Genomic DNA, 26,283 nt, shown 5'->3' on the forward strand with positions numbered 1-26,283 from the left:
ACTTCCCGCATTGCCCCTCCATCCTCGGAACTCCCCGCATGAGCGCCCTGTTTAACCCGATCAAGCTGCGCGGCCTGACCTTGAAGAACCGCGTCGTGGTGTCGCCGATGTGCCAGTATTCGGCAGATGACGGCGTCGCCACCGACTGGCACTTCACCCACATCAACAATCTCAGCCTGTCGGGCGCGTCGATGTTCTGCATCGAGGCGACGCATGTCGAGGCGATCGGCCGCATCACGCCGGGCTGCCTCGGGCTCTACAGCGATGCCTGCGAAGCCGCGCTGAAGCAGATCCTCAGCTCCGTGCGCAAGCATTCCTCCGCGGCGGTCGCGATGCAGCTCGCCCATGCCGGCCGCAAAGCCAGTAGTGCGCGGCCCTGGGACGGCGGCCAGCTGATTCCGGAGGGGCAGGGCGGCTGGCAGACGGTGGGGCCGTCGGCGGTGCCGCACAAGGAAGGCGAGGCCGCCCCGCTGGCGCTGGATGCGGCGGGCCTGAAGCGCATCCGCGAGGCCTTCGTCGATTCGACCAAGCGCGCCGCGCGGCTCGGCATCGACGCCATCGAGGTGCACGGCGCGCACGGCTATCTCCTGCATCAATTCCTGTCGCCGATCTCCAACCGGCGCAGCGACGAATATGGCGGGTCCTTGCAGAACCGCATGCGCTTTCCGCTCGAAGTGTTCGACGCGGTGCGCGCCGCGTTCCCCGCGGACAAGCCGGTCGGCATGCGGGTGTCGTCGACAGACTGGGTCGAGGGCGGCTGGGACCTCGCGCAGACGATCGAATTTGCGCGAGCGCTGAAGGCGCGCGGCGTCGACTGGATCGATGCCTCCTCCGGCGGCGTCTCGCCGCTGCAGAAGATTCCGCTCGGCCCCGGCTATCAGGTGCAGTTTGCAGAGGCCATCAAGCGCGAGACCGGACTGCCCACCATCGCCGTCGGCCTCATCACGGATGCTGGGCACGCCGAGGAGATCGTCGCATCCGGCAAGGCCGACATGGTCGCGCTCGCCCGCGGCATGCTCTACGACCCGCGCTGGGCCTGGCACGCCGCCGCCGCGCTCGGCGGCGAAGTCGAAGTGCCCCCGCAATATTGGCGCTCGCAGCCCTCGACGCAGAAGGCGCTGTTCGGCAAGACCACGTTCGGGGCGCGGTGAGGGAGCGTGAGGCGCGATGACGGCGCCGCACACTCGTCATTGCGAGCGCAGCGAAGCAATCCAGAATCCCTCCGCGGAAAGGCTCTGGATTGCTTCGCTGCGCTCGCAATGACGATGGGGAGGCAGGCGTGCATCACACGTGGAGGTCGCAGCCCCGTGAGATCAGGAAGCATAGAGGCCCCCTCACGCCTCCGTAAATCCCCTCACCTTCCACGCCTCCCAAAACTGGCCTAACCTCTCCGCACTCAACGCCTCGCGGAGGCCGGCTATGCGTTTTCGTGTTCGTAATACCGCCCATGTGTTCGAGCGCGTGGGTCTTGCGATGGCGGGGGCCGCGTGCGGATTGTTCGTCGGCGCCTATGTCGGCTCGGCGATCCCCACGCTCACCACGCAAGGGTTCCTGCTGCTGATGATGGCGTTGGGCGCCGTCGGCTTCTATCTCGGCATCGACACGCCGCAAATGCCTTTCGACGACGCACACGGCGACATCGACGCCGCGGAATTTCTGAGCGCGGCCGGCACGCTCTGCGCCACGCTGACCGCGCTTGTCTCCGTCGCCGTGATCGTGCTCCGGCTCGATCCGCACATGGCCTGGACCTGGCTCGTCTTCGCCGGCTGGATCGCCGGCGTCGCCATGCAGATCGTGGCGGGAGCGAAGGCGCGGATGCGGAAGTAGCTTTCTCTCACACCCTCCCCTGGAGGGCAGGGCTATCGCATATGAGCCGTGCGAGTATTGGGCACGATAGTCTCCACATCGTCATGGCCGGGCTTGTCCCGGCCATCCACGTCTTTACCCGCGGCACCAAGAACGTGGATGCCCGGGCCTTCGCCTCGCCGAAGCGGCTTCGGCCGCGCAGGCGGGACAAGCCCGGGCATGACGACGTTCTGGATTCCTCCAGGGGAGTCCCTAAAACACCACGCCCACGCGCGAGCCGCGCTTCCAGGCGATGCGGCAGCGCTTCTTGGTGTTGACGTGGAGCAGCTCGAAGCGATCGGGAATGCTCACCTGTCCGCCGAGATCGACGCAGGCCCCGCCGGGCGAATAGTCGATCAGCGTGCACGGGATCACCGGCGCGCGCGGGTCGGTGATGATCTTGGCCTGTCGCGACACCAGCCCTGCGGGCTTCACGCGGGCATATTTACGCGGATGCATTGGCACATCTCCTCCAACTCCGCAGGTATCGCGGCGGGTGATCTGTCCCAATGATCGGAAAGAGATGATGCGATCCTGCTAAGTCGCGGATGAGAATTTTAATGAAAAGTGTCAGCGAACAGGAAAAGCGGCGGTAGCGGGGTGCCACCCTCCCCTGGAGGGGGAGGGTCGATCGCGCGCAGCGCGAGCGGGGTGGGGTGATCTCTCCACTCGGGCACTGTTCATCGCGGAGAGACCGTCACCCCACCCCGTCTCACATTTCGCTGCGCTCAACGTGAGCCGACCCTCCCCCTCCAGGGGAGGGTGGCAGCACCTCTTCCGCCTCAGCCCCCGCCGCCTCCGCGTGTGCCGGTCCCACCGGCATCGGCACCGTCACATAATCCTTCGGCATGTTCACCGGCCGATACCCCGGCTCCACCGCCATCCGCTTCAGCACGCTCTCATGCACATGCGCGCCTTCGGGGATGACGCGCGGCTCGCAATCGGGAATGTAGAAGCCGAAACTGACCTTCCGCTCCGGCCATTCCTTGTACTTCGCGCTCTTCGGCAAATACTCCAGCACGCGCCAGGCCGCATTCATCGAATCGTGCAATTCGCCCGTCCTCCCCGTATAGGCCGGCTCGACGTATTTGAACGGCGAGTTCTTGCGCTGGACGCCCCAGGCGAGCTGGTTCACCGTGCGCGGGTTGAACTTCAGCCCCGCCTTCTCGGCCTCCTCGATCATCCAGATCAGCGGATATTTGGAGTCGCCGCTTTCGGCTTCCGGATAGCCGCCGCCGACGTCGCAATGCACGCCGGCGAACCACACCTGCAGAATGTCCTGCGGCACCTTCTTCTCGTCCGGCACGTAGCGATTGCTCCAGAACTCCTGCGGCTCCCAGTACTTGTTCAGGCGGAACATGCGGCGCCGCTCGTCGATCGCGATCGCCTGCCGGAAGATCTTGACGCTGGGATTGCGCCGCGTGAAGGCGAGCTCCTCCAGGCTGAACACGAAGAAGAGATTGTCGCGCCGCGGCACGATCACGCTCGCCACCGTGTCCCACACGCCGATGAAGTGGATAGTCGGCCAGCGCGTCGAGGTGATGCGCGCGAACTGCGCGGCGAGGTCGAACGCGTCCTTCGGCAGCGGCCCGCTTTCGTCGAAAGCGACGTCCTGGAGGTCCTCGATAGCGTTGCCGTGCCCGGTGCCGGAATATTGCTTGTAGGCGACCATGCCGGAGCCTGCGAGGTTCACCTGCTCCGGCGAGATCAGACCGATCTTGTGGATCAGCCCCGCCAGCACGCGAACCGTGTGAGCGCCGCGCGAAAAACCGAACAGATAGATCTTGTCGCCCGGCGCGTAATGCTCGACCAGGAAGCAATAGGCCGACAGCACGTTGTCATCGAGCCCGTAGCCGGTGGCGAGCCCCAGCACCAGATTGACGTCGGCCTTGATCCGGTGCCAGGTCGACGGCTCCGTCACCGTGCCGACCCCGGGATCGTAAAACACCATCTGCCGCGGCTGCGTCTTGTCCGTCTTGCGCAGGCAGCGATAGAGCTTCAGGACGTTGGAGATGTTCTCCGAGATCTCGTTGCCGGTGCCGTCACAGCAGATGACGAGGTTTTTGCCGGCCGGCCTGTGGTCGGGATTGGCTGCGTGCTCCATGGGATGCGCCTCCGGGTGATGCTACCGGGGCGAGTATAGCGGAAAATGGAAAATGTAGCAGCACACCAAGCAAAGGAGAACTTCATCTTCTGGGAGTAAGAATTATGTCGACCTCGCCCGCTTTGTGCCATTTCTTCTGAAAGAGCGCAGTCTGAGTTGCGCCCTTCGCAATATCCGATTGGAAGAAGAGCTTATGTCTAGGCCACAACTCGGTCAGGATATCGAGGGTAGTCTCGAAAGTAAAACGTCTAGCATCCGTCCTGACGTAGATCGTCGCAGTGTCTTTGCAATGGCGCTTCGTTTCCTCAAAAACGCCTAATAGAAGTTCTTCGTACTTCTCTGGATCGGCGTACCGCGCGGCAGTTCTGTAACTCGGTAGCGAGGGGCCACCAAGCATCCACAAGCGAATCCAGTTGTCGTACTCGTAGTTTGTAACGCCAAAATAGGGCGGCGAGGTTAGGACCAGATCCGCATCGAACTCGACTTTTCGCGGAAGGATATCGCGTGCATCTCCCAGTTCGACCTCCGCCCGCCCGCGAATAGAGGGAACTCCGGCTCTATATCGCCAAGCGAGTTTCTTCTCGAAAAAATCTACGATGTCTATATTTGGTGGGCTTAGTCGGCGCCTTCTCCACCAATTAACGGCATAGTCGGGGGACATTGATTTCGACTGTCGCATTTGATTGGAGAGACCTTCACCAAGCTTTGCATGAAGGTGTACCAGAATGATTGCCATAAGAGTGCGATCAACCTTTCGCGTCCGCCAGTCTAAGTTTCTCCGGGCTGACTTCAGGAAGCTTAGGACCTTCGGATGCCACGCGTGTGCTTGGAATTCATTCTCGGGCTGTCTGTCCCATCCGCTGGACTGGGCTACGATTTCTTTCGTTCGCTTTAGGAGTAAGCCGGCATTCTTGCAGGGGTCGAGCTTAGCCGAGGCATAAATCCATGCTACCGGATTGGTGTCCGTGCCAAAGGCTTGTCTGCCCGAGGCTGAGGCCACAAACGTAGTTGTGCCTCGCCCGCAGAACGGATCCAATACTCGGCCGGAGGGAGGGCAGTGCCGTTCGATGCTCTTGCGAACAAAAGAGATCGGGAACATGGCGTAGTAGGGCCCAAGCCCGCACCAACGCCCCTCCGGGCTGGACAAAGTCCAATCTTCTGCCTTGCTTCGCGTTGTCATGATAAGTTGAAGAGGCTCCGCAGAATTTCGGCGCCTTGCTTAAGTGGTATAGCTGCGTGTGCGTGAGCTCGAACGAGCGGCATAAAGCCATCTTCATAAAGATACGTTGAAAGATGGTCTAATACATTAAGAGCGTCTCCAAGCCTTGGAAATGCGCTTGGGGACGTATTGTGAAAGTCGAGCCCTTCGCTATTCACAATTGCCGAATTTAGCACGGCGTGACTTCCATTCGCAGTCTTGTACAAAACCTTTCGACCAAAATACGTATCGATTCCCGACGGTTTGGCGTCTTCGGGGCGGAACACGATATTTCGATTTATGTACTTAGCGTTCGGAATGATTGCCGTCTTGCTGTCAAACTTTGACCGCGGCCCCTGTTCGTCCGTCCAGTCAATATCCGAGAAATGCGTCATGTATTGGCCGCTCTTCTCAATCCCGAAAAGCAGCAGGTCGCAACCGTTGTTCTTGAGAGACTTTGCGCTGATTCGCTGAATCTCTTTTTGCACATACGGTGCAATCCACGCGGGTTGTCCGAACACGGCGAGAGGGCCATCGAGAACAAAAGCGCAATTCTTCAAATAGTGAATCCGTTTGTCGTCTTCGAAATATCGCAGGATGTTAATTAGTGAAAGGACCTCGACTACTCGCCTAACTTCGCCATGTACTTCGCCGTTTGATCCGATCTCATTGAAGCGTTCATGGAAGCGCAGAGCATCGGTTTCGAAGAGAGTCTGGTTGCGCTCGCAGTCGCACTTGTAACTCCCCGTTTTCGATTTGTATTTCTCTTTGCAATCATCGATCGGGCACGCGATATTCGCTTGCCGACCGACAGTGATCGCACGCAATGTTTCCAGAAGTGTTTCATGGGATGGATCGAGCGTCCCACTTAGAATGTCCTGAACGGTACTTCGAAAGAAATTGACGGGTGTGTCCCCGGGCGTCCCCGCTCGAACAACGTTTGCGCCGGGCAGGACACCATCTAGGGTCTTTGCCGTGTCCATTTCGTTGAAGACGCGAGGAGAAGGGATTTCATGAGGAACGATGCTGGCCAGCTCCGTGATGTCGATAAAGACTACGGACAACATAAGTATGCTGGCTTCTGCTCCGGGATATCCGTTCTTGACCTTGTGAGTTAAAGTTGACCCGTCAATGGCAACGACGCGGATAGGGAGCCATTCGTTTCGGATCACTTCAACGATGGGTGGCGCATCTTTTGTTGCCGTATTGTCCTTAGTCTCGATCGTTCCCTCAAAATCATGAATGGCTTTGCTGCTTTGTAGAGCAATCAGGCCTTCGCCGGTTTCATGTTGTGTTCCAGCCATGATCATTTCGCCTTTACAAGAAAGCGGTTGATTTGAACTGGTACAATGTATGGATTGCTTAGCGTGCGCATCCGCAAAAATCCCGGATCGGGGACCTGGAGGATTGAAGGAACGAAGTCGTCAAAATCGTAGTATTTTCGGAGCTCCTTTGTTTCGTCGGCGTTGTTGAGATGTGCGACAAACCAATTGTCGGTATTCTTCATTATGTTCGACTGAATAGAAGATGGTTCTTGAGTGGCGTAGACGAGGCCGATTCGATATTTGGATCCTTCCTTCGCAACACGCGACCAAATGTTAGATACGTCCGTCGCTGCGTTGGGAGGCAGCAAGTTGTGCGCCTCCTCTGCGTAAACAAGAATGTCAGGCGGCGGTATCAAATTCCCCTCCTTATCCTTCTTGGCCGTGACAAATTCCTGCTTTTGCCGATTGAAAATGACCCACATGATACGTTCGGCTGCCGCTCGATTCATTTCGGGGTCGCCAAGCGATTGGTCGAAGATCACGAGCTTGCCGGCCACTAAGTCGTCCATCACGCTTTGAGCGTAATCACCGACGCTTCCTGGATCGTGCTCGTCTTTCAACGCTCTTAGAGCGTTTACGCCATTGGCGTACTCAAAAATGGAGAGGATGCCCGTGAGGCGCTCGTCATGCCAAGAGCGGCCGTCATGTTGGGACGCATATTTTGAGTTGAAATCGTCGTAGCCGGAGTGTTTGGTGTCTTGAATAAAGCGTCGCAAGCCTTTCACGAGCTCGACTGCTTCATCCCAGCTGACCGTCTCCTTTTTGATGATCGTCGCCGCTCTCACATACATGCCCGAGTCGGATGACTTCGACTGCTCAAGCGCTTGAACGAGGTCTTTGGAAAAAAGCCCCTTGAGGAGGGCTTTCTTTACTGTGTCGGGAGGAGCAAAGCCGGCGGCGCTAAGTGCGGCCCGATAGGCCAATATGATCCTTTGAAAGCGTACTGAACTGCTCGGGTCGAGTACTGCCGGGATGTCTAGCGAGGTGTTGCGGAAGTTGGCAATGTACTTTGAGCTGTCACTTGCTATTTGGCCGTCTATCAGCATTTTGCCGACTAGAAGCGGTTCAAGCGCCTCCGACAGTTCGTCAGCGGTCGACGTCTTTGAGACGAGCCCGCCAAAGAAATTCACTTTTACAATCGTTCGCGTGGGATCATTAGGGTGCGAGGCAAGTCCGTAAGTTGCGACGTCGGAATTTGTTGCGTTGGCAGTATGTAGAGCGATGTTCTTCAAACAGGCGGCGTTCTCTTCGCTTCCGTCCTGAGTATTCTCGTTCGCGTATTCCCCGTTAACGTCAAATACCAGCTGCCCAATGAGGCCCTTCGTCTTGTTCTGCTCTCTTAACCTAAAGACGCTGCTAGCGATCACCTTTGTCGTGTTCGACTTGCCCGTCCGAGACATGCCGAACAGTGCGGTTCTTCTAGCAATTAGATCGGTCGGATCGAGTTCGACTTGTACGCTATCGCCCGCAGGGTCGACCATTCGTTCGGAGGATGCATAGCGAACCCGCCCTATCGCGACTCGCTTACCGCTTAGCGGATGCGAGTCGTCTCCTTTTGTCTTTTGGAAGTTGACTATCTGAGCCAATGCAGCCCCGAAGGGCTTGTAGACCTTTAGTCCACGACCAGAGTAAAAGTTTGAAACGTCCGCCCCGAAAGAGAGCTTCCATTCTGACGGCTTCGTCTCCTTCATTCGAAATGTGCCTAGTAAGCGGCATCGAATTCCAGCGTATCGCAGCTGATTGAGTGTGAACTGATCGATCTTGCCTTGCGCATCCCACATCGCATCTAGGGTAGCAACGCGTTGCCCGGCCAAGAAGCGGTTCAGATCTGTCTCGGATGCGTTGGGAAGCCGCGCTTGTCCAGTTACTCTTAGGAGCAGTAAGTTGGAATCTTCGTCCAAAGGTGTAGCGGTCGCGCCTGGAGATAAACGGGTTGCAAGAAGGAAGCAGCCCAAAGCCAGCCCTCCTACTTTCTGCCGAAGATGATCATGAATGAGAACTTCACATTCCGAGAAGTCCATCTTGATGAGGTCGCCGACGTTGCCGTGCGCCGAAATTAGGGCAGTTAGAGCCTGTCCCGATTGGTCCGCCAAGTGCTCCGCGTACTTGGCTGCTTCACTTGCCAAGGGACCTTTGTTTTTCGTCATAGAACCCTTCCAATATCTTTGTTCTCAATCAAATCAGATTATAGGCGCCGTTCCAGAAGGCATCATCCTTCGCCATCGCTGAATACATTGCCGCTCTCCACCCATTGGGTGCAGAACGAACCGCAGCATCCTCTTGGTCGCGGAGGTAGTCCCTCACAAGCGCCGCCCCCTGAGTGCTCGCACGGAGGCAGTTGACTTTAATCTCAGCCAGGGATGCGCCTGCGTTCATCGAGTAGAGGGCAGCGAGATTTAGTACTCGGAAGTGAGTCGTAGCGCGCGTGATTACTATCGGCGGGGCATTGTGCGGAGAGCCAATGGAGTATTTGATGGAGACGTATGGTTGATATGCAATTGTTGCTGAGACTAGGCGGTACTGATCCCAATCGTCGAAATATGGATGAAAAACATAGTCGCCTTCATCTGAGCTGTGATGTTCGTTCTTGTCGAAATTGCAGTCGCGGCAGGTCGGTACAAGATTGAGCGGGACAACGGCAAGCTCAGGAAAGCGACCCTTGGGAAGATAGTGGTCGAGGGTTCTCACCCGACCAATTCCGCATTGAGGACAGATGCTTTGATGGGCCAGCTGCATGATTGAATCGTAGGTGGGGCGTTCTCCACCATCCCGCAAAACTCTTGCGTAGAGCTCGCCGAGCTCTTTGCGCGGTGCAGGCAAAGGATAGAGCTCTGTATCGCTAAATGTGTTCAGGGCAGAGTTCTTCGCAAGTTCTTCATACTCGTTCGCAAGAAGCGCGATCGTTGGGCCGCACGCCAACAATTGAGTTCGAAGGGCGGCATTTTGCGTTCTTTCAGCGCAAGCATCGAATACGGCCCTTGGGTCTCGGGCAGCAGGAACCAATCGCCTCATTTCAAATTTTCGTTCTTCGCAATTAGAGCTAGGACTATCGAGCGAGCTTCTGTCCCGAGGCGCCCATCAAATCTGTTGCGGATCTCTTCATAGCTCGCTGAAGGGCCGATTGATTTGATGAGATCGCTTATGAGTGAATGATGGCCACTTCTTGCAACTTCGAGTCCGAAGACCTCGTGAGTAAGAAGCCCAACCGACTCGCCAAAAGTCTCCAACGAAGGGCGAGAAGCCGAAAGGGAGTTACCATTTCGCGAGAGAATAAAGACGGCATTCGCGGGCAGTTCTTGGAGCACAACCGGCGAATGGGTCGCGAGGATGGCGACTCCGTTGCGAGCAAGTAGTAGTTCCGATAGTGCGCGGATAAATGATCCTAGGAGTGGTGGATGCAAGTGAGCTTCGGGTTCGTCAAACAAGATGAGGGTTCGCTCCCCCACCGTTTCGACGAGCCTCACCATGGTCAGCAGAACTAAGCGGTGGCCGGCGCTTGCCTTGGAGTAGATGTCCTTGCAAGCCTCGATGAGCGATTCTTGCGGATTGTCTGACAGCGCACCAAGTCCCAAACTATCGAAGCCCGGGTCGCTCGAAAGGGTCGTGATCGCACGTCTCCAGGAGGAAAAGCGAGAGCTTCTAATGCACAGGTCAGCGCTTGAAATGAACTCTTCGACGAGCTCATCGAGAGTCTTAAGACGCTGTTCGTCAAAAGATCGAAGGCCAATATAGTCGTATCGAACGTCGAGGGGCTCTTCACCTGTGCCTGACGGGATTCGAAAGTCATCAAATGCACTGAAGCTGACGCTGACGACGTTAGCGAAGCCACCCGGGGGGGCATCTTCGCTGGACACGTGCAAGAATCTTCCGATCTCTGGGCGAGTTTGTCTTGAGTTGGGAGATAGACATACGGCTTCGGCCATTCGTCCAAGGAGAGTTGTTTTTCCCACGCCATTGCGGCCGATAATTGCGTGCACGTTAGTCGGTGGGAGACTTCTTGGCTCGACGAGAAAGTCGAGCGTTGTGCTCCCGCTATCCACACCGAGGCGATAGTGGAAGTTAAAGCTTGTTTGCTGGTACTCATTATGAAGCAATTGACGAAAGCGCGTGAGGGCGGCTTCCTTGACGCTGCGTAGGAGGGAGGTTTGGAACGCGTCCTCAGCAGAGAATTCCTCAAATATCGCTTGAGACCAAACAGCATCTCGAAGTTGGTCAAGTATGCGATACCCCGCACCTAAAGGTAACGAGTGAATTGTCTCGTAGAATGACTGGTCTTGTCCGAGTGAGCAGTAATCTGTGCCCAGATTTTCGAAGGCTAAGGGGATTTCCACGGGCCCAGTGGTCATCCCTCGCTTCATGATTTTTATCTGGCCAAGCTTAACGAGCTCTCCCGATTGAGTTGAGTAAGTTGCGTGGAATAATGTCTTGAATGTGTAGTCGTCCCAATTATCGCGCTCTAGAAAGACGTGATCTGTTTCCCCTCGATTTGGGGAAAAGCTTCTAGCCACCACGGAAAACGTTGCCACTACCAGGTCATCCTAGAGCTTGCTGCAGACCTCTCAATGCTGCAACCATAGACTGAATTTTGGTGAAGTCTATCGTGTCTGCATATGCTCTCCCCCAAAAACAAAAACGGCCGGATCTCCCGATCCGGCCGTCAACGCAAAACTCAACTGGCTAAGCCTACGCCACGCGACGCTACTTAGCCCCCGCCCTAACTGAAAACCTCAGCTCGCCTGCTTCGCCGGCGCGGTGTCGCCGACCTTCTTCTGGATGGCGCGCTTCAGCTCGACCGCGCGCGGGGAGAGCGCGTCGGGGTTGGCCTTGAGCAGGAAGGCGTCGAGGCCGCCATTGTGGTCGACGCTCTTGACCGCGTTGGTGGAGACGCGCAGGCGCACGTTGCGGCCGAGGGCTTCCGAGATGAACGTCACGTTGACGAGGTTCGGCAGGAAGCGGCGCTTGGTCTTGATGTTGGAGTGGCTGACCTTGTGGCCGACGAGGGGGCCCTTGGCCGTCAGTTCGCAGCGGCGAGACATGGCAAAATTCCTTATCCTGAACCCCCAACGATGTGCGGCCGCCATTTTGGGCGCCACGGGGGCAAATTCTCTGTCCTTGCAGGGAGCGGGCGGACGTATAGGGGGGAAGGGGCGGGACGTCAAGGCGACGGGCCGTTTTTGGCCCGTCGTCCCGGGGCGGGCGGAGCCCGAGCCCGGGATCTCGCGCGTCACAACAGGTGTCATCGCCCGCGCAGGCGGGCGATCCAGTACGCCGTGACGGCGCGGCCAGAGTCGATAGGCCGCGGCGTACTGGATGCCCCGGTCAAGCCGGGGCATGACAGCGGAGGGTGGGGAGAGGTGTTCGAACACCTCGCTCCCGATCACCAAAACGGCAATGATTAGCGCGCCTTACCATCACATAAAGGGCGTATTCGCCACCGAAAAGTCCGGTGGAGTTCCAGGGCTCAGGCGCCCCGACACATTGTTTGCTGCGGTTTTTGGCTTAAGTAACAGCGCATCGCGCCCCGATTGGATTGTTTCGTGCTGACAACGCCCCTTTTTGCGCAAGACTTGCGCCCGGCCCGCCTGGGTCTGGCCGCTTGGCTGGCCGCCTTTTGCGCGCTGGCCCTGGCGTGGGGCGCGGCACCGGCCGCGGCGCAAGGCAAGCTCGAGGCGCAATATGAGGCCTCGCTGGCGGGCATTCCCGTCGGCAAGGGCGCCTGGAACATCGACATCCAGGACGACGTGTTTTCGGCCGCCGCCGCCGGCGGCACCACGGGGCTTTTGAAGTCGTTCACGGGCGGGTCGGGCACCGGCGCCAGCCAGGGGCGCGTCGTTGGCGGCGCGCTGGTGGCGACCGGCTATCAGGCCTCCACCACCACCCAGAAGAAGACCGAAGAGATCCGCATCACCCTCGACAAGGGCAGTGTGAAGGAATTTGCCATTCTGCCGGAGCCGCCGGTCGATCCGGACCGTATCGTCGTCACCGAGGCGCATCGCCGCGGCGTCTGGGACCCCATGACGGCCTCGCTCCTGCGCGTGCCCGGCACCGGCGATCCCGTTTCGCCGGAGGCCTGCCACAACGCGGCGCCCGTGTTCGACGGCCGCATGCGCTACGATCTCAAGCTCGATTTCAAGCGCATGGAGACCGTGAAGGCGGAGAAGGGCTATCGTGGCCCGGTCGTGGTCTGCGCGCTCTATTTCGTGCCTGTGGCCGGCTACATCCCCGATCGCCCCGTGATCAAATACCTCGCCGCCCAGCGCAATATCGAGATCGCCTTCGCGCCGGTCGCGGGCACGCGCATCCTGGTCCCGTTCTGGCTGAAAGTGCCGACGCCCCTGGGGCCGGCCATGCTGGAAGCCACCAGCTTCATCACCTCCCCCCAGCCGCCAAGGGTGGCGAAGACGCAGTAGGCCTCTTACCCTCCCCTGGAGGGGGAGGGTCGATCGCGCGCAGCGCGAGCGGGGTGGGGTGAGCTCTCAACACGAACAGTGCCCGTGGGGAGAGATCACCCCACCCCGGCTCGCATCGCTAACGCGCTGCGAACCGACCCTCCCCCTCCAGGGGAGGGTAAGAGGCCGTGCAAAATCAATCACTTACCTACTGTGCATGGGGTTGTTTTCGCAGTCTTGTTTTGGCGCCCCCGCGGCCGGGGAATCCATTTGACTCCTCCCCGATTCTGATTCGACTCCGCGCCGTCCCCAGCTTTAACGAATCCGGTCGCTTGTGCGACCGCGCAAAACTCCATCTAGTGCGCAACCATACGAGTCCCGCGACATGTTGCGTGAACGGAACAGGACTCAACAGGGAGTCAGCGATTCGGCCGCGATTCGTTCTAGAGTCGTTCCGAAGCTTAAAGCGAACGGGAAAAGCGTCGCAAAGTGAAACAGTTGCGCGGGATTTGGGGAGAGCGTGCCGCAGCCTCCGCTGTCATGCCCCGGCTTGACCGGGGCATCCAGTACGCCGCGGCCTTTCGGCTGCCACAACCGCCGCGGTGTACTGGATCGCCCGGTCAAGCCGGGCGATGACAGCAGTGGGTGCGGTCACAACCCAGCGTTCGGAGACATAGCGGACACCTCGCAAGCCCCGTCACCGCCGCATCCAGCACTGACATTCGCCCAAATCGCCACTACCTAATCCCTGGACATGGCCTTTTCCTCCTCCCCCTTCGCCTCCGAGCGTGCGCTTGCCGATCGAGTGCCTGGCGCCGGCGTCACTGCGGTGCTCGGGCCGACCAACACCGGCAAGACCCATCTCGCCATCGAGCGGATGCTGGCGCATCCCTCCGGCATGATCGGCCTGCCGCTGCGCCTGCTCGCGCGCGAGGTCTACAACAAGATCGCCGACAGGGCCGGCGCGGCCAGCGTCGCGCTCGTCACCGGCGAGGAGAAGATCAAGCCGAAGAACCCGCGCTATTGGGTGTCGACCGTCGAGGCGATGCCGCGCGACCTCGACGTCTCCTTCCTCGCCGTCGACGAGGTCCAGATCGCCGCCGATCTCGAACGCGGCCACGTCTTCACCGATCGGCTCCTCAACCGCCGCGGCCGCGACGAGACGCTGCTCTTGGGCGCTGCGACCATGCGGCCGATCATCGAGCGGCTGTTGCCGGGCGTCTCCATGATCACGCGGCCGCGCCTGTCCAGCCTCGAATTCGCCGGCGACCGCAAGATCACGCGCCAGCCGCGCCGCACCGCCATCGTCGCGTTCTCGGCGGATGAGGTCTACGCCATCGCCGAGCTGATCCGCCGCCAGCACGGCGGCGCCGCCGTGGTGCTGGGCTCGCTCTCGCCCCGCACACGCAATGCGCAGGTCGCGATGTTCCAGAACGGCGATGTCGATTATCTCGTCGCCACCGATGCCGTCGGCATGGGCCTCAATCTCGACGTCGACCACGTCGCCTTCGCCTCCGACCGCAAGTTCGACGGCTACCAGTTCCGCCGCCTGACGCCGGCCGAGTTCGCGCAAGTAGCCGGCCGCGCCGGGCGCGCCACCCGCAACGGCACCTTCGGCACCACGGGCCGTTGCGCGCCGTTCGAGCCCGAGCTCGTCAACGCCCTGCAGAACCACACCTTCGATGCCGTGAAGGTGCTGCAATGGCGCAACTCGAAGCTGGATTTCTCCTCGCTCGGCGCGCTCCAGGTGTCGCTGAACCTCGCCCCCGGCCACGAGACGCTGACGCGCGCGCCTGTCGCCGAGGACATGCGCGTGCTCGACCATGCCGCCCGCGACGGCGAGGTGCGCGATATCGCGCATGGCAAGGCCGCCGTGGAACGTCTCTGGGACACTTGCCAGGTTCCGGACTACAGGAAACTGGCGCCGGCCGCCCATGCCGAGCTGGTGACCACGCTGTACGGCTTCCTGATGCAGAAGGGATGCATCCCCGATTCCTGGTTCGAGGCCCAGGTCACCCAAGCCGACCGCATCGACGGCGATATCGACACGCTGTCGGCCCGAATCGCCCAGATCCGGACCTGGACCTTCGTCGCCAACCGCCCGGACTGGCTGAGAGACCCCGAACGCTGGCAGGGGGTCACGCGGGAGGTCGAAAATAAATTATCGGATGCGCTCCATGAACGCTTGACTGAGCGTTTCGTTGATCGTCGGACCAGTGTATTGATGCGCCGCCTGCGGGAGAACACGAGCTTGAATACTGAAATCGGCAAGACCGGCGAAGTCATCGTCGAAGGCCACGTCATCGGCCGCCTCGACGGCTTCACCTTTGCACCGGATGCGGCGGAAGCAGGCTCCGATGCGAAAGCCTTGCAGGCTGCAGCGCAAGCGGTGCTCGCCGGCGAGATCAATACGCGCGCCGAAAAGCTGGGCAATGCGCCGGACGAGCAGTTCGTGCTGACCTCGGAAGGCATCATCCGCTGGACCGGCGATGCCGTGGCGCGGCTGTCTGCCGCAGACGACGCGCTGCATCCGCGCATCCGCATCATCTCCGACGAGCGCCTCACCGGCGGCCCCCGCGACAAGGTGCAGGCGCGGCTCGAGCTCTGGCTCAAGACCCATATCGAAAAACTGCTCGGGCCGATGTTCGAGCTGTCCAAGGCCGAGGACGTCACCGGCATTGCCCGCGGCATCGCCTATCAGCTGGTCGAGGCGCTCGGCGTGCTCGAGCGTCCGAAGATTGCGAGCGAGCTGAAGGATCTCGATCAGCCCTCGCGCGCCGTCTTGCGCAAATACGGCGTCCGCTTCGGCGCCTATCACATCTATTTCCCCGGCCTGCTCAAGCCCGCCGCGCGTGCACTTGCCGCGCTGCTCTGGGCGCTGAAGCAGGACAATGTCGATCTGTCCGCGCTGTCGGGCGCGCAGCATCTGGCCTCCTCGGGGCGCACCTCGTTCCCGGTCGACAAGCAGCTGCCGCGCGATGCCTATCGCGTGCTCGGCTACAAGCAGGCCGGCGAGCGCGCCGTGCGCGTCGACATCCTGGAGCGTCTGGCCGACCTGATCCGCCCGGCGCTGGCCTGGCGCGAGAACTCGCCGGGCGAAAAGCCTGCCGGCGCGTTCGACGGCCGCAGCTTCGTGGTGACGCAGGCGATGACCTCGCTCACGGGCTCGGCCGGCGAAGACTTCGCGTCCGTGCTGCGCGCGCTCGGCTATCGCATGGATAAGCGTCCGCCGCTGCCGCAAAAACCTGTCGTCGCCGAAACGGTTGCGGCCGAGACGCCGCCCGCCGAGGGCAGCGCAGAGACCTCGACCGAGGCCGCAGCGGAGGCCGTGGCCGGCCTGCCGGTGGAGTCGACTACATCCACCGAAGCCGCCGCCGAATCCGTCACGGTCGAAGACGCGCCCGGCGTGGAGCCGCACGACGAGCCCGCCCATGAGGAGCCGGCGCTCGAAGCGTCTCCGGAAGCGCCCGTCACGCCCGAGGACGCCCCCGGCATCGCGCCGCCCGCAGAAGAGGCTGCGACGTCCACTGAAGCTGCCGGCCTTGAAGCTGCTGCCGCCGAGACCGCCGCAACGGAAGCTGCTGCATCGCCCGATGCTGCCGCGCCTGAGGCTGCGGCTGCGCCCGCCGAGCCCGAGCTCGTCGAGGTCTGGCGCCCGGCCGGCCGTCACGAGGATCGCAAGCCGCGTCACGAGCGCCATCGCCACCAGCGTCACCATCAGCCGCGTCCGCAGGCGGGTGCCGAAGCTGGCGCTGCACCTGGTGCTGCGAGCGCCGCGCCCGGCGAAGCCGCCGAAGGCGGAAAGCCAGGCCACCGTCATGGCGGACATCGAAAAGATTTCCGCAAGGGCCGCGAAGAAGGTGGCGAGCGCCGCGAGCAGCGCAGCGACAACAACCGCCGTTTCGAGGGCAAGGATCGCGATCGGGGCAAAGGCAAGCCCGGCGATCGCGACGGCGGCCGCGAGCATCGTGGCCGCGACCGCGACAAGGGCCGCGATCGTCGCGATCGCGAGTCCGGTCCCTCGCTGCGTCCCTATGCTTCGAGCGCGAACCCGCGCGAGCGCGATCGTCCCATCGATCCGAACTCGCCCTTCGCCAAGCTCGCCGCGCTGAAGGAGCAGCTGTCGGGGCGGAAGGAGTAACATAGCGTTTTCAAGCGAAGTGCGGAGCGGTTCGCGTGAAGAAAACGCGTAAGGAGTAGAGACACGACGACCGAACGGCAGCGCCTCGACAAATGGCTGTGGCACGCGCGGGTGGTGAAGGCGCGCACCTCCGCGGCCGAGCTGGTCATCTCGGGGCACGTCCGCATCAACGGCGCGCGAGAGACCTCGCCGGGACATGCGGTCAAGCTCGGCGACGTCCTCACCATCGCGCTCGACCGCACGGTGCGCGTCTTGAAGGTGATGGGCTTCAACGAACGCCGCGGCGATGCGGCCTCGGCGCGGGTGCTCTACGAGGAGCTGAGCGAAGCAAAGCGCAATTAATTGCGCTTCCCGTTCATTTCTTGGTCGATCAAACACACAAAGCCGTCATGATCGGGCCTTGCCGACCTTGCGGCGCCGGGCCATCCGCGCTAGGCAAGCCGCGAGTTTTAAAAGAGCTTTTCGGAGCGTTGGATGACTTACGTCGTCACTGAAAACTGCATCAAGTGCAAGTACACCGACTGCGTCGAGGTCTGCCCGGTCGACTGCTTCTACGAGGGCGACAACATGCTCGTCATCCACCCCGACGAGTGCATCGACTGCGGCGTGTGCGAGCCGGAATGCCCCGCCGACGCCATCAAGCCGGATACGGAACCGGGTCTGGAGAAGTGGCTCCAGGTCAACGCCGATTACGCCAAGAGCTGGCCCAACATCACCCAGAAGAAAGAATCACCCGCCGACGCCAAGGAATTCGACGGCATGGAAGGCAAGTTCGAGAAATATTTTTCTCCGAACCCGGGCTCGGGGGACTAATTCGCGCCCAAACTTAACCCTAATAGCGGCGCTGCCGCCGAAAACCAGCCCTCAAGACCCCTAAATCATTGATTTTTGCGGGAAATGTGCTATATTGGGCACATTAAGCCGAACCCCGTCAGCCCGTTGGCCCTTCTGGGTTCCCGTGAAACCAAATGTCGAACAGGGGCGTGGCAGTTTCCGCGCGCAGGCTGTGTCACAGAAAACGCGTAAAAAGAGTACTTCAGCGAGGGCTTCCCATAAGGAGGCCAAAAAAGTCGCCGCGGCCAGCCGTAGCGCATCCAAGGGTCGGACCGCGACGAAGGCGCCGGCTGCAAAGTCCTCGAAGAACAAAAGAAGCGCAATGCCTAACAAGACTGCCAAACCGGCCGCGAAAGCGACCGCTGTCAAGCCTGCTGCTGCCAAGCCCGTGACTGCCAAGCCCGTGATCGCGAAGGCTCCCGCTGCCAAGCCCGCGACGAAGGCCCCTGTTGCTGCTGCGCCTGCCAAGGCTCCCGCCGCCGCCAAGCCGGCCGCCAAGCCCGCTGCTGCGCCGAAGGTCGAGGAAAAGAAGGTCGTGACCCAGCGTCAGGGCTTCAAGGCCAACGAATTCGTCGTCTATCCCGCTCACGGCGTTGGCCAGATCCTGGCCATCGAGGAGCAGGAGATCGCCGGTGCGAAGCTCGAGCTGTTCGTGATCAACTTTATCAAGGACAAGATGACGCTGCGCGTTCCGACCGCCAAGGTCGCCAATGTCGGCATGCGCAAGCTGTCCGATCCGGCGCTGGTCAAGAAGGCGCTGGAGACGCTCAAGGGCCGCGCGCGCGTCAAGCGCACCATGTGGTCGCGCCGCGCCCAGGAATACGAAGCGAAGATCAATTCGGGCGACATCGTCGCGATTGCGGAAGTCGTGCGCGACCTCTATCGCTCGGAGTCGCAGCCGGAGCAGTCGTATTCGGAACGCCAGCTCTATGAAGCGGCGCTCGACCGTCTCTCCCGTGAGATCGCGGTGGTGCAGCACTCGACCGAGACCGAAGCGGTCAAGGAGATCGAGGCCCAGCTCGCCAAGAGCCCGCGCCGCGCCAGTGCCAAGGCGGAAGCCGCCGACGGCGAAGCCGACACGGATGCCGAGGGCGATACCGACGATACGGATGGCGACGACACCACCGTCGCCGACGAGGCCGCGTAAGCAGCTTCGTTCTGCGCAAGCAATCAAAAGCTCGGCCGTTCGGCCGGGCTTTTTATTTGAGCGGTAGGGTGGGTTAGCCGTGCGATCGCGCGAAGCGCTATCACACGGCGTAACCCACCGCTTCTGTCTCGGCACGGAAGCAAAGTGGTGGGTTACGCCCAGCAGATGCGCTTCGCGCCTCCGCTAGGCTAACCCACCCTACATTTTCATCACTTCACCGGCCGCTTCTCGAGCTTCCTCGCCAGCGTCCGTCGGTGCATGCCCAGGCGTCGTGCCGCTTCCGAGATGTTGAACTCCGTCTCGATCAGGGTCTGGTGGATGCGCTCCCATTCCAGCGTCTTGATCGAGGTCGGCCGCGCATCGAGCGCGACCTCGGCGTTGCCTTCGGCCTTGTGAAAGGCGGCCTCGATGTCGTCGGTGTTCGAGGGCTTTGCCAGATAGTGGCAGGCGCCCAGCTTGATCGCTTCGACGGCGGTGGAGATGCTGGCAAAGCCGGTCAGCACCACGATCAGCATGTCCGGATCATGCGTGTGCAAGAGCTCGACGCAGGCGAGGCCCGAGGCGCCGCCGAGCTTGAGGTCGACCACGGCATGGCCGAAGGTGCGCTCCTCCAGGACCTTCCGCACCTCCTCGATCGAGGCGGCGAGCACGACCTCGTAGCCGCGACGCTCGAACGAGCGCTTCAGCGTGCGGGCGAAGCCGGAATCGTCCTCGACGACGATGAGTGAACGGTCAGGCGTCAAAATTCCCTCCGATCGCGAGCGTCGCGAGCGGCAACGTCAAGCGCACCGTGGCGCCGCGCTTCCTGTGGTTCTCGGCAGTCACGCCGCCCCCCAGCTTGCGTACGACGTTCACCACCAGGAACAGGCCGAGCCCGCCGCCGGCGCGGCCCTTGCTCGACTGATAGGGCTTGCCCAGCTGCGCCAGCATCTCCGGCGCAAAGCCCGGGCCGCGGTCAGAGATCGACAGCACGAGATTGTCGCCTTCGCGCTCGGCCACCAGCTCGACCCAGTCGCGCGAGACCTCATAGGCATTGTCGAGCACGTTGAAGATCACCTGCTTCAGCGCGACGTCGGAGACGATCGCGACGTCCTCGCCGAATGTGCTGACGAAGTAGAGCGTGCGGGCCGAGCGCGCGTTGCGCCATTCGTCGACCAGCGCGGTGACGAAGGCCGTCACCGTCGTCGGCGAGGAACCTTCGCCGCGGGCTTCGCCCGCCGACACCAGGATCCCGGTCACGATCGATTTGCAGCGCTGCAGCGAGGTCTCCATCTCCGCGAGGTCCTCGGCAAGCTCCTGGTCGGCGGCGAGATCCGGCATGCGGCGCCAGTCGCTGAGGATCACCGAGAGCGAGGCGAGCGGTGTGCCGAGCTCATGCGCCGCGCCGGAGGCGAGCAGGCCCATGCGCACGATGTGATCCTGCTCGGCGGCATGCTGGCGCAGCGCTGCCAGATGCGCGTCGCGTTCGCGCAGATTCCTGTTGATGCGGGTGACGAACACCACCAGCAGCACGGCGTTGAGCACGAAGCCCAGGAGCATGCCTGTTACGGTGAGGCTGTAGGTCTCGCTGATCGGGTTCGGCGGCAGATCGAGCGGTCGGTAGGCCAATGTCAGCCAGACGAAGCTGGCGCAGGTCAGGGCGACCAGCGACCACGTCGAGCGCGCATCGAGCAGCACCGCGCCGAGCGTCACCTGGAGCAGGAACAGCGAGGTGAAGGGATTGGTGGCGCCGCCGGACAGATAGAGCTGCGCGGTCAGCGCGGCGACGTCCAGCATCAAGGCGACTAGCAGTTCGTTGTTGGTGATCGCGGCGCGATGGCGCACCCACACCAGGCTGGAGACGTTGAGCAGCACCAGCGCGCCGATCACCGCGCCCATCCGCTCCAATGGCAGGGGGATGCCGAGACCGAAATGCACGGCACCGATGGTCACGATCTGGCCGACCACCGCGGTCCAGCGCAGCTGGATCAACAGCGCCATGTTCTTGCGGTTGGTCTCGTCGTCGGTCGGCGCGGTGCCGATCAGCTCGCTGCGCGCGTCGGCCTGCGATTGCAGCGTGACGGCCTGCCCGTCATGCGCAGGCGTCTGGGAAAGCGTCTTCCCGTCGTCAGGTCGGCTCGACGATCGTTCCAGCATCTGATCCCGTCCTGCGGGCGACAGCATCCGAGCCGCCGGCCTTGTCGTGGACGAAGCGCTTGCGGCGGAACAGCCCGCCGCCGAATGTGACGAAAAGTCTGCCAGCCAGCATGAAAGCCAGGGCAAACCACGTCAGCGCGTAGATCAGGTGGTTATTGGGAAAGCGGATCACGGTCAATCCGCCGATTGGACCGCCGGCAATTTGTGATCCGGCGTCGGCGTCCACGAAGAAGGGCGCGGCTTCCCGAACGCCGCGTGCCGCCGTGATGGCGGCGACGTCCCGCGAATACCAGCGGTTGTGCTGGGGCACGTTGTTCCGGAGAAAGCCGCCTTTCGGCTCCGTCATGCGGAGCAGGCCGGTGATCTCGACCAGACCGTCGGGATTGCCGTCCCTGCGCGTCGACACGTCGCGCCGCTCCGACGGCACGAAGCCGCGATTGATCAGCACCAGCGTGCCGTCATCGCGCTTCAGCGGCGTCAGCACCCAATAGCCCGGGCCCTCCTCGGTGACGGCCTGAACCAGGGTTTCGCGGTCATGCAGGAAGCGGCCGCTGACGCTGACGTGCCTGTATTCGTCGTTTGCGGCGCCGATGGCGGGCCATGAAGCGGGCGAGGGGATCGGCTGGGCTGGAGCGTGGACGCGCTGCTCGACGCGGTCGATCAGCGCCAGCTTCCAGGCGCGGCGCTCGATCTGCCAGACGCCGAGCGCGATCAGAAGTACAAAGGCGATGAGCGAGAGGACCGTGAGCCACAAGGAGGGAGCGCGCACGGCCTCGCTGTGCGCTCCTCCTGCCTTGCTCGTCACGGTCCAAGTCTTGTTCACTTCGGAGTCTTGCTCACTTCATTCCCGTCATCTGGTGGATCGGCATCATGTTGCTGTTGAGGTGGCTCATCACCCACAGCGAACCGGACAGTGCGATCACCACCATCACGATGGTGAAGATCAGCGCCATCATGCTCCAGCCGTTCTCGGACGTCGTGTTCATGTGCAGGAAGTAGATCATGTGCACGACGATCTGCACGACCGCGAAGGCCATGATCACCAGCGCGGTGACCTGCTTGCTCGGAAGCGTGCCGCTCATCACCAGCCAGAACGGGATCGCGGTGAGCACCACCGAGAGCACGAAGCCGAGCATGTAGCTCGAGAACGTGCCGTGAGCGTGGCCATCGCCGTGGTGATGGTCGTGCGCGCCAGCTGCGTGGGTATCGGTGCTCATCGCAGAACTCCCAGAAGATAAACGAAGGTGAAGACGCCGATCCAGACCACGTCGAGGAAATGCCAGAACATCGACAGGCACATCAGGCGGCGGCGGTTGGCCTCGATCAGGCCGAATTTCTGGACCTGCACCATCAGGGTCACCAGCCAGATCAGGCCGCAGGAGACGTGCAGGCCGTGGGTGCCGACGAGGGTGAAGAAGGCGGACAGGAAGGCGCTGCGCTGCGGGGTGGCGCCCTCGTGGATCATGTGGGCGAACTCGGTGAGCTCGATGCCGATGAACGCGGCGCCGAACAGGCCGGTGATCGCCAGCCACATCTGGGTCTGGGCGATCTTGTTCTGCTGCATCGTCAGCATCGCGAAACCATAGGTGATCGACGACAGCAGCAGCATGGACGTGTTCACCGCGACCAGGTTCAGGTCGAACAGGTCCTTCGGCGCGGGCCCGGCGGCGTAATTGCCGCCGAGCACGCCGAAGGTGGCGAACAGGATCGCGAAGATGAGGCAGTCGCTCATCAGGTAGATCCAGAAGCCGAGCGAGGTGCTCCAGCCTTCCGGATGCGGATGCTCGTCGGCGAGGTAGAAGACCGGCTCGCCGGTTTGGGTGGGATTGACAGCGATCGTCATTTACTTGGCTCCGGCGAGCAGTTTGGTGCGCGCGTCCTCGGTCCGGATGACGTCTTCAGCCGGAATGTCGAAGTCGCGGTGATAGTTGAAGGTGTGGCCGATCCCGACGGCGAGCATCGCGATGAAGCTCGCAGCCGCCAGCCACCACATGTACCAGATCAGGCCAAAGCCCATCGCGGTGGCGAAGCCGGCGAGAATGATGCCGGTGCCGGTGCTAGCAGGCATGTGGATCGGCTTGAACCCGGTGAGCGGACGCTGGTAGCCGCGCTTCTTCATGTCCCACCACGCGTCATTGTCGTGCACGACGGGGGTGAAGGCGAAGTTGTAGTCCGGCGGCGGCGAGGAGGTCGCCCATTCCAGCGTGCGCGCGTCCCAGGGATCGCCGGTGACGTCCTTGAGCTGCTCGCGCTTGAGCAGGCTCACTGCGAACTGCATCAGCATCGAGAGGATGCCGATGAAGACGAAGAGGGCACCGATCGCGGCGATGACGAACCAGATCTGGAGCGAAGGATCGTCGAACACGCGCAGGCGGCGGGTCACGCCCATCAGGCCGAGCACGTAGAGCGGCATGAAGGCCAGGTAGAAGCCGGTGACCCAGAACCAGAACGACATCTTGCCCCAGAACGGATCGAGCTTGAAGCCGAACGCCTTCGGGAACCAGTAGTTGATGCCGGCGAAGGCGCCGAACACGACGCCGCCGATGATCACGTTGTGGAAGTGCGCGATCAGGAACAGGCTGTTGTGCAGCACGAAGTCGGCCGGCGGCACCGCGAGCAGCACGCCGGTCATGCCGCCGATCACGAAGGTCAGCATGAAGGCGATCGTCCACATCATCGGCAGCTCGTAGCGGATGCGGCCGCGATACATCGTGAACAGCCAGTTGAACATCTTCGCGCCCGTCGGGATCGAGATGATCATCGTGGTGATGCCGAAGAACGAGTTGACGCTGGCGCCCGAGCCCATCGTGAAGAAGTGGTGCAGCCAGACCAGGTACGACAGGATGGTGATGACCACCGTGGCGTAGACCATCGAGGTGTAGCCGAACAGCCGCTTGCCCGAGAAGGCCGAGGTAACCTCGGAGAAGATGCCGAAGGCGGGGAGAACCAGGATGTAGACCTCGGGGTGACCCCAGATCCAGATCAGGTTCACGTACATCATCGGGCTGCCGCCGAAATCGTTGGTGAAGAAGTTGGTGCCGACGTAGCGGTCGAGCGAGAGCAGCGCGAGCACGACGGTCAGGACCGGGAAGGAGGCGACGATCAGGACGTTGGTGCAGAGCGAGGTCCAGGTGAACACCGGCATCTTCATCATCGTCATGCCGGGGCAGCGCAGCTTGACGATGGTGCAGATCAGGTTGATGCCGGATAACGTCGTTCCGACGCCGGCGACCTGCAGCGCCCAGATGTAATAGTCGACGCCGACGTCGGGACTGTAGCCGATGTTGGAGAGCGGCGGATAAGCCAGCCAGCCGGTGCGGGCGAATTCGCCGATGAACAGCGAGGCCATCACCAGCACCGCACCGCCGACCGTCATCCAGAAGCTGAAATTGTTCAGGAATGGGAACGAGACGTCGCGCGCGCCGATCTGCAGCGGCACGACATAGTTCATCAGGCCCGTGACCAGCGGCATCGCCACGAAGAAGATCATGATCACGCCGTGGGCGGTGAAGACCTGGTCGTAGTGATGGGCGTTGAGATAGCCTTCGGAGCCGCCAAAGGCGAGCATCTGCTGGCCGCGCATCATCAGCGCGTCGGCGAAGCCGCGCAGCAGCATCACGATGCCGAGGATCATGTACATGATGCCGATGCGCTTATGGTCCACGGTGGTGAACCATTCGCGCCAGAGATAGCCCCACAGGCGGAAATAGGTGAGGCCGCCAAGCAGCGCGACGCCGCCGAGCGCGACCACGACGAAGGTGCCGACGACGATCGGCTCGTGCAGCGGCAGCGATTCGATGCCGAGCCGGCCGAAGATGAGCTTGAGAAGTTCAGGAGACATGCGCGTTCTCTTAGGAGTCTGACTTCGGACGCTGTCCGAGGAAGAAGGACGAGGACTTGAGCGGCGTGAATGACGGCCGCTTCAGGCCGGCGCCGATGAGCGGCATCGTGTCGGTGGGAGCCTTGACCGACGCAGTGGTCTGGCCTTGCGGCGCATCTGGTGTGCAGGTGCCGGCGACGAAGGTCGGCTCCGGTCCGAGCACCGTGCCGCGGCGGGCGTACTTGTCGTAGGTAAGCGGCAGGGTGTTGTTCAGGCCCTGATGGCCGTTGCCGCCCTTGGCGTCGATCGCCATCATCTCGCTCTGGCACATCTTGCCGGTCTCGACGCACATGTTGAGGATCAGGCGGTAGAGATCGGCATCGACGGTGCCCCAGCGGCGCACCGGCTCGTTCTGGCTGGGCTTCTCCAGCTGGAGATATTCGGCGCGGCCGAGCGAGCCGCCGGCGGACTTGGCGCTGGCGACCCAGGCGTCAAAGCCCTTGTCGTCGAGGCCCTGGAAGTCGAAGTGCATGCCGGAGAAGCCGGCGCCGCTGTAGTTCGCCGAGAACCCCTTGTAGGTGCCGGCATGGTTCACGACGGCGTGGAGCTTGGTCTCCATGCCCGGCATCGCGTAGATCTGGCCGGCGAGTGCAGGGATGTAGAACGAGTTCATCACCGAGGACGCCGTGATGCGGAAGTTGATCGGACGATCGACTGGCGCGGCCAACTCGTTGACGGTGGCGACGCCGTAGTCCGGATAGATGAAGAGCCACTTCCAATCGAGCGCGACCACGTCGACCTCGAGCGGGGCCTTGGACTGGTCCACGGCGCGGTCGGCATGGATGCGGCCGAGCGTGCGGTAGGGGTCGAGCAGATGCGTGCCCATCCAGGTCAGCGCGCCCAGGCAGACGATGATCAGCAGCGGCGCCGACCAGATCACCAGCTCGAGCTTGGTCGAGTGGTCCCATTCCGGCTCGTAGCGAGCGGCCGTGTTGGACTGGCGATAGCGCCAGGCGAACAGCACCGTCAGCGCCATCACGGGAAGGACGATCAGGAGCATCAGGACGGTGGAGATGATGACGAGGTCGCGCTGCTGGGCAGCGATGTCGCCGGCTGGCGCCAGCACGACGTAGTCGCAGCCGCTGAGCGCGGCAGCCAGAGGTAGTAGCGCCAGGATCTTGAGACGAGACACGGGCCGAGCCTTTGAGAATGAGTTTCCTTTGCGGGGCCAACGGGTAGCTGCGACGCAGCAATCCGGACATTGGACAATTTGTCCAATGTTGCAGTGCGGAATGTTGGGTCAGACAGGGCCAGATTGCCTGGCTTCCCGCCGGGCGGTCGGCT

General features: G+C 61.7%; 21 protein-coding genes and 2 pseudogenes. 7 read left to right on the forward strand and 16 right to left on the reverse strand.

Annotated features, from left to right (window positions below):
* Positions 1-38 precede the first annotated feature (38 nt).
* Both JQ566_RS26210 and JQ566_RS26215 read left to right on the forward strand, forming a co-directional pair.
* On the forward strand, positions 39-1,151 hold the full coding sequence (locus tag JQ566_RS26210; protein ID WP_212377760.1) for an NADH:flavin oxidoreductase/NADH oxidase: 1,113 nt from the start codon (positions 39-41) through the stop codon (positions 1,149-1,151).
* 268 nt (positions 1,152-1,419) lie between these two features.
* On the forward strand, positions 1,420-1,827 hold the full coding sequence (locus JQ566_RS26215; RefSeq protein ID WP_212377761.1) for a hypothetical protein: 408 nt from the start codon (positions 1,420-1,422) through the stop codon (positions 1,825-1,827).
* 231 nt (positions 1,828-2,058) lie between these two features.
* Here the strand turns inward: JQ566_RS26215 and JQ566_RS26220 are convergent, their stop codons facing one another.
* From JQ566_RS26220 to rpmB, 9 genes and pseudogenes are all read right to left on the reverse strand, one after another.
* The gene (locus JQ566_RS26220) at positions 2,059-2,304 is read right to left on the reverse strand and encodes a PilZ domain-containing protein (RefSeq protein WP_212377763.1); all 246 of its coding nucleotides are present in this window, start codon (positions 2,302-2,304) and stop codon (positions 2,059-2,061) included.
* A gap of 253 nt (positions 2,305-2,557) precedes the next feature.
* Positions 2,558-3,949 (reverse strand): DUF2235 domain-containing protein, encoded by a 1,392-nt coding sequence (locus tag JQ566_RS26225; protein WP_212377765.1) that lies wholly within the window; start codon positions 3,947-3,949, stop codon positions 2,558-2,560.
* Between the two features lie 82 nt (positions 3,950-4,031).
* On the reverse strand, positions 4,032-4,610 hold the full coding sequence (locus JQ566_RS34720; RefSeq protein ID WP_249139816.1) for a hypothetical protein: 579 nt from the start codon (positions 4,608-4,610) through the stop codon (positions 4,032-4,034).
* Between the two features lie 303 nt (positions 4,611-4,913).
* Positions 4,914-5,129, reverse strand: a pseudogene (locus JQ566_RS35050) (DNA methyltransferase); the annotation flags it as partial.
* Entirely contained in the window at positions 5,126-6,451 is a 1,326-nt protein-coding gene (locus tag JQ566_RS26235) for a DNA double-strand break repair nuclease NurA (RefSeq protein ID WP_212377769.1), read from the reverse strand. The gene JQ566_RS26235 and the pseudogene JQ566_RS35050, both read right to left, overlap by 4 nt.
* A 2-nt stretch (positions 6,452-6,453) precedes the next feature.
* Positions 6,454-8,619, reverse strand: a complete 2,166-nt coding sequence (locus tag JQ566_RS26240) for a helicase HerA domain-containing protein (RefSeq protein WP_212377771.1) — start codon at positions 8,617-8,619, stop codon at positions 6,454-6,456.
* Positions 8,620-8,647: 28 nt separating this feature from the next.
* Positions 8,648-9,484, reverse strand: coding sequence for a hypothetical protein (locus JQ566_RS26245; RefSeq protein ID WP_212377773.1), 837 nt, complete (start codon positions 9,482-9,484; stop codon positions 8,648-8,650).
* Positions 9,481-10,998, reverse strand: coding sequence for an ATP-dependent nuclease (locus JQ566_RS34995; protein ID WP_212377775.1), 1,518 nt, complete (start codon positions 10,996-10,998; stop codon positions 9,481-9,483). Before JQ566_RS34995 ends, JQ566_RS26245 begins: the two co-directional genes overlap by 4 nt.
* Before the next feature lie 201 nt (positions 10,999-11,199).
* The gene (rpmB, locus tag JQ566_RS26255) at positions 11,200-11,508 is read right to left on the reverse strand and encodes a 50S ribosomal protein L28 (protein WP_212377777.1); all 309 of its coding nucleotides are present in this window, start codon (positions 11,506-11,508) and stop codon (positions 11,200-11,202) included.
* Between the two features lie 564 nt (positions 11,509-12,072).
* Between rpmB and JQ566_RS26260 the strand changes: the two genes are divergently transcribed.
* The 5 genes and pseudogenes from JQ566_RS26260 (at position 12,073) to JQ566_RS26280 (ending at position 18,983) form a co-directional block, all read left to right on the forward strand.
* Positions 12,073-12,882, forward strand: coding sequence for a DUF3108 domain-containing protein (locus JQ566_RS26260; RefSeq protein WP_212377941.1), 810 nt, complete (start codon positions 12,073-12,075; stop codon positions 12,880-12,882).
* A 733-nt stretch (positions 12,883-13,615) separates the two neighbouring features.
* Positions 13,616-17,002, forward strand: a complete 3,387-nt coding sequence (locus JQ566_RS26265; protein ID WP_212377779.1) for a helicase-related protein — start codon at positions 13,616-13,618, stop codon at positions 17,000-17,002.
* Positions 17,003-17,074: 72 nt separating this feature from the next.
* A pseudogene (locus tag JQ566_RS26270) lies at positions 17,075-17,344 on the forward strand (RNA-binding S4 domain-containing protein); the annotation flags it as partial.
* Between the two features lie 132 nt (positions 17,345-17,476).
* Positions 17,477-17,815 carry a ferredoxin FdxA gene (gene fdxA, locus JQ566_RS26275; RefSeq protein WP_018643465.1) on the forward strand — a complete coding sequence of 113 codons (339 nt, stop codon included), beginning with the start codon at positions 17,477-17,479 and terminating at the stop codon, positions 17,813-17,815.
* A gap of 343 nt (positions 17,816-18,158) precedes the next feature.
* Positions 18,159-18,983, forward strand: coding sequence for a CarD family transcriptional regulator (locus JQ566_RS26280; protein ID WP_212377781.1), 825 nt, complete (start codon positions 18,159-18,161; stop codon positions 18,981-18,983).
* 209 nt (positions 18,984-19,192) lie between these two features.
* On the opposite strand, the gene JQ566_RS26285 is transcribed toward JQ566_RS26280, so the two are convergent.
* The 7 genes from JQ566_RS26285 to cyoA are packed head-to-tail and all read right to left on the reverse strand — an operon-like array spanning position 19,193 to position 26,131.
* On the reverse strand, positions 19,193-19,726 hold the full coding sequence (locus tag JQ566_RS26285) for a response regulator transcription factor (protein ID WP_212377783.1): 534 nt from the start codon (positions 19,724-19,726) through the stop codon (positions 19,193-19,195).
* The gene (locus JQ566_RS26290) at positions 19,716-21,119 is read right to left on the reverse strand and encodes an ATP-binding protein (RefSeq protein WP_212377785.1); all 1,404 of its coding nucleotides are present in this window, start codon (positions 21,117-21,119) and stop codon (positions 19,716-19,718) included. The genes JQ566_RS26285 and JQ566_RS26290 overlap by 11 nt, the downstream gene beginning before the upstream one ends.
* A complete protein-coding gene (locus JQ566_RS26295) occupies positions 21,091-21,942 on the reverse strand; it encodes an SURF1 family protein (RefSeq protein ID WP_212377787.1) in 852 nt (283 codons plus the stop codon). Before JQ566_RS26295 ends, JQ566_RS26290 begins: the two co-directional genes overlap by 29 nt.
* Before the next feature lie 13 nt (positions 21,943-21,955).
* On the reverse strand, positions 21,956-22,336 hold the full coding sequence (gene cyoD, locus JQ566_RS26300) for a cytochrome o ubiquinol oxidase subunit IV (RefSeq protein WP_212377789.1): 381 nt from the start codon (positions 22,334-22,336) through the stop codon (positions 21,956-21,958).
* On the reverse strand, positions 22,333-22,962 hold the full coding sequence (gene cyoC / locus JQ566_RS26305) for a cytochrome o ubiquinol oxidase subunit III (protein ID WP_212377791.1): 630 nt from the start codon (positions 22,960-22,962) through the stop codon (positions 22,333-22,335). Before cyoC ends, cyoD begins: the two co-directional genes overlap by 4 nt.
* A complete protein-coding gene (cyoB, locus tag JQ566_RS26310) occupies positions 22,963-24,960 on the reverse strand; it encodes a cytochrome o ubiquinol oxidase subunit I (RefSeq protein ID WP_212377793.1) in 1,998 nt (665 codons plus the stop codon).
* Between the two features lie 10 nt (positions 24,961-24,970).
* Positions 24,971-26,131 carry a ubiquinol oxidase subunit II gene (gene cyoA, locus JQ566_RS26315; protein WP_212377795.1) on the reverse strand — a complete coding sequence of 387 codons (1,161 nt, stop codon included), beginning with the start codon at positions 26,129-26,131 and terminating at the stop codon, positions 24,971-24,973.
* Positions 26,132-26,283: the final 152 nt, after the last annotated feature.

This window comes from Bradyrhizobium sp. SZCCT0231 (assembly GCF_018130245.1).
GTDB lineage: Bacteria > Pseudomonadota > Alphaproteobacteria > Rhizobiales > Xanthobacteraceae > Bradyrhizobium > Bradyrhizobium japonicum_F.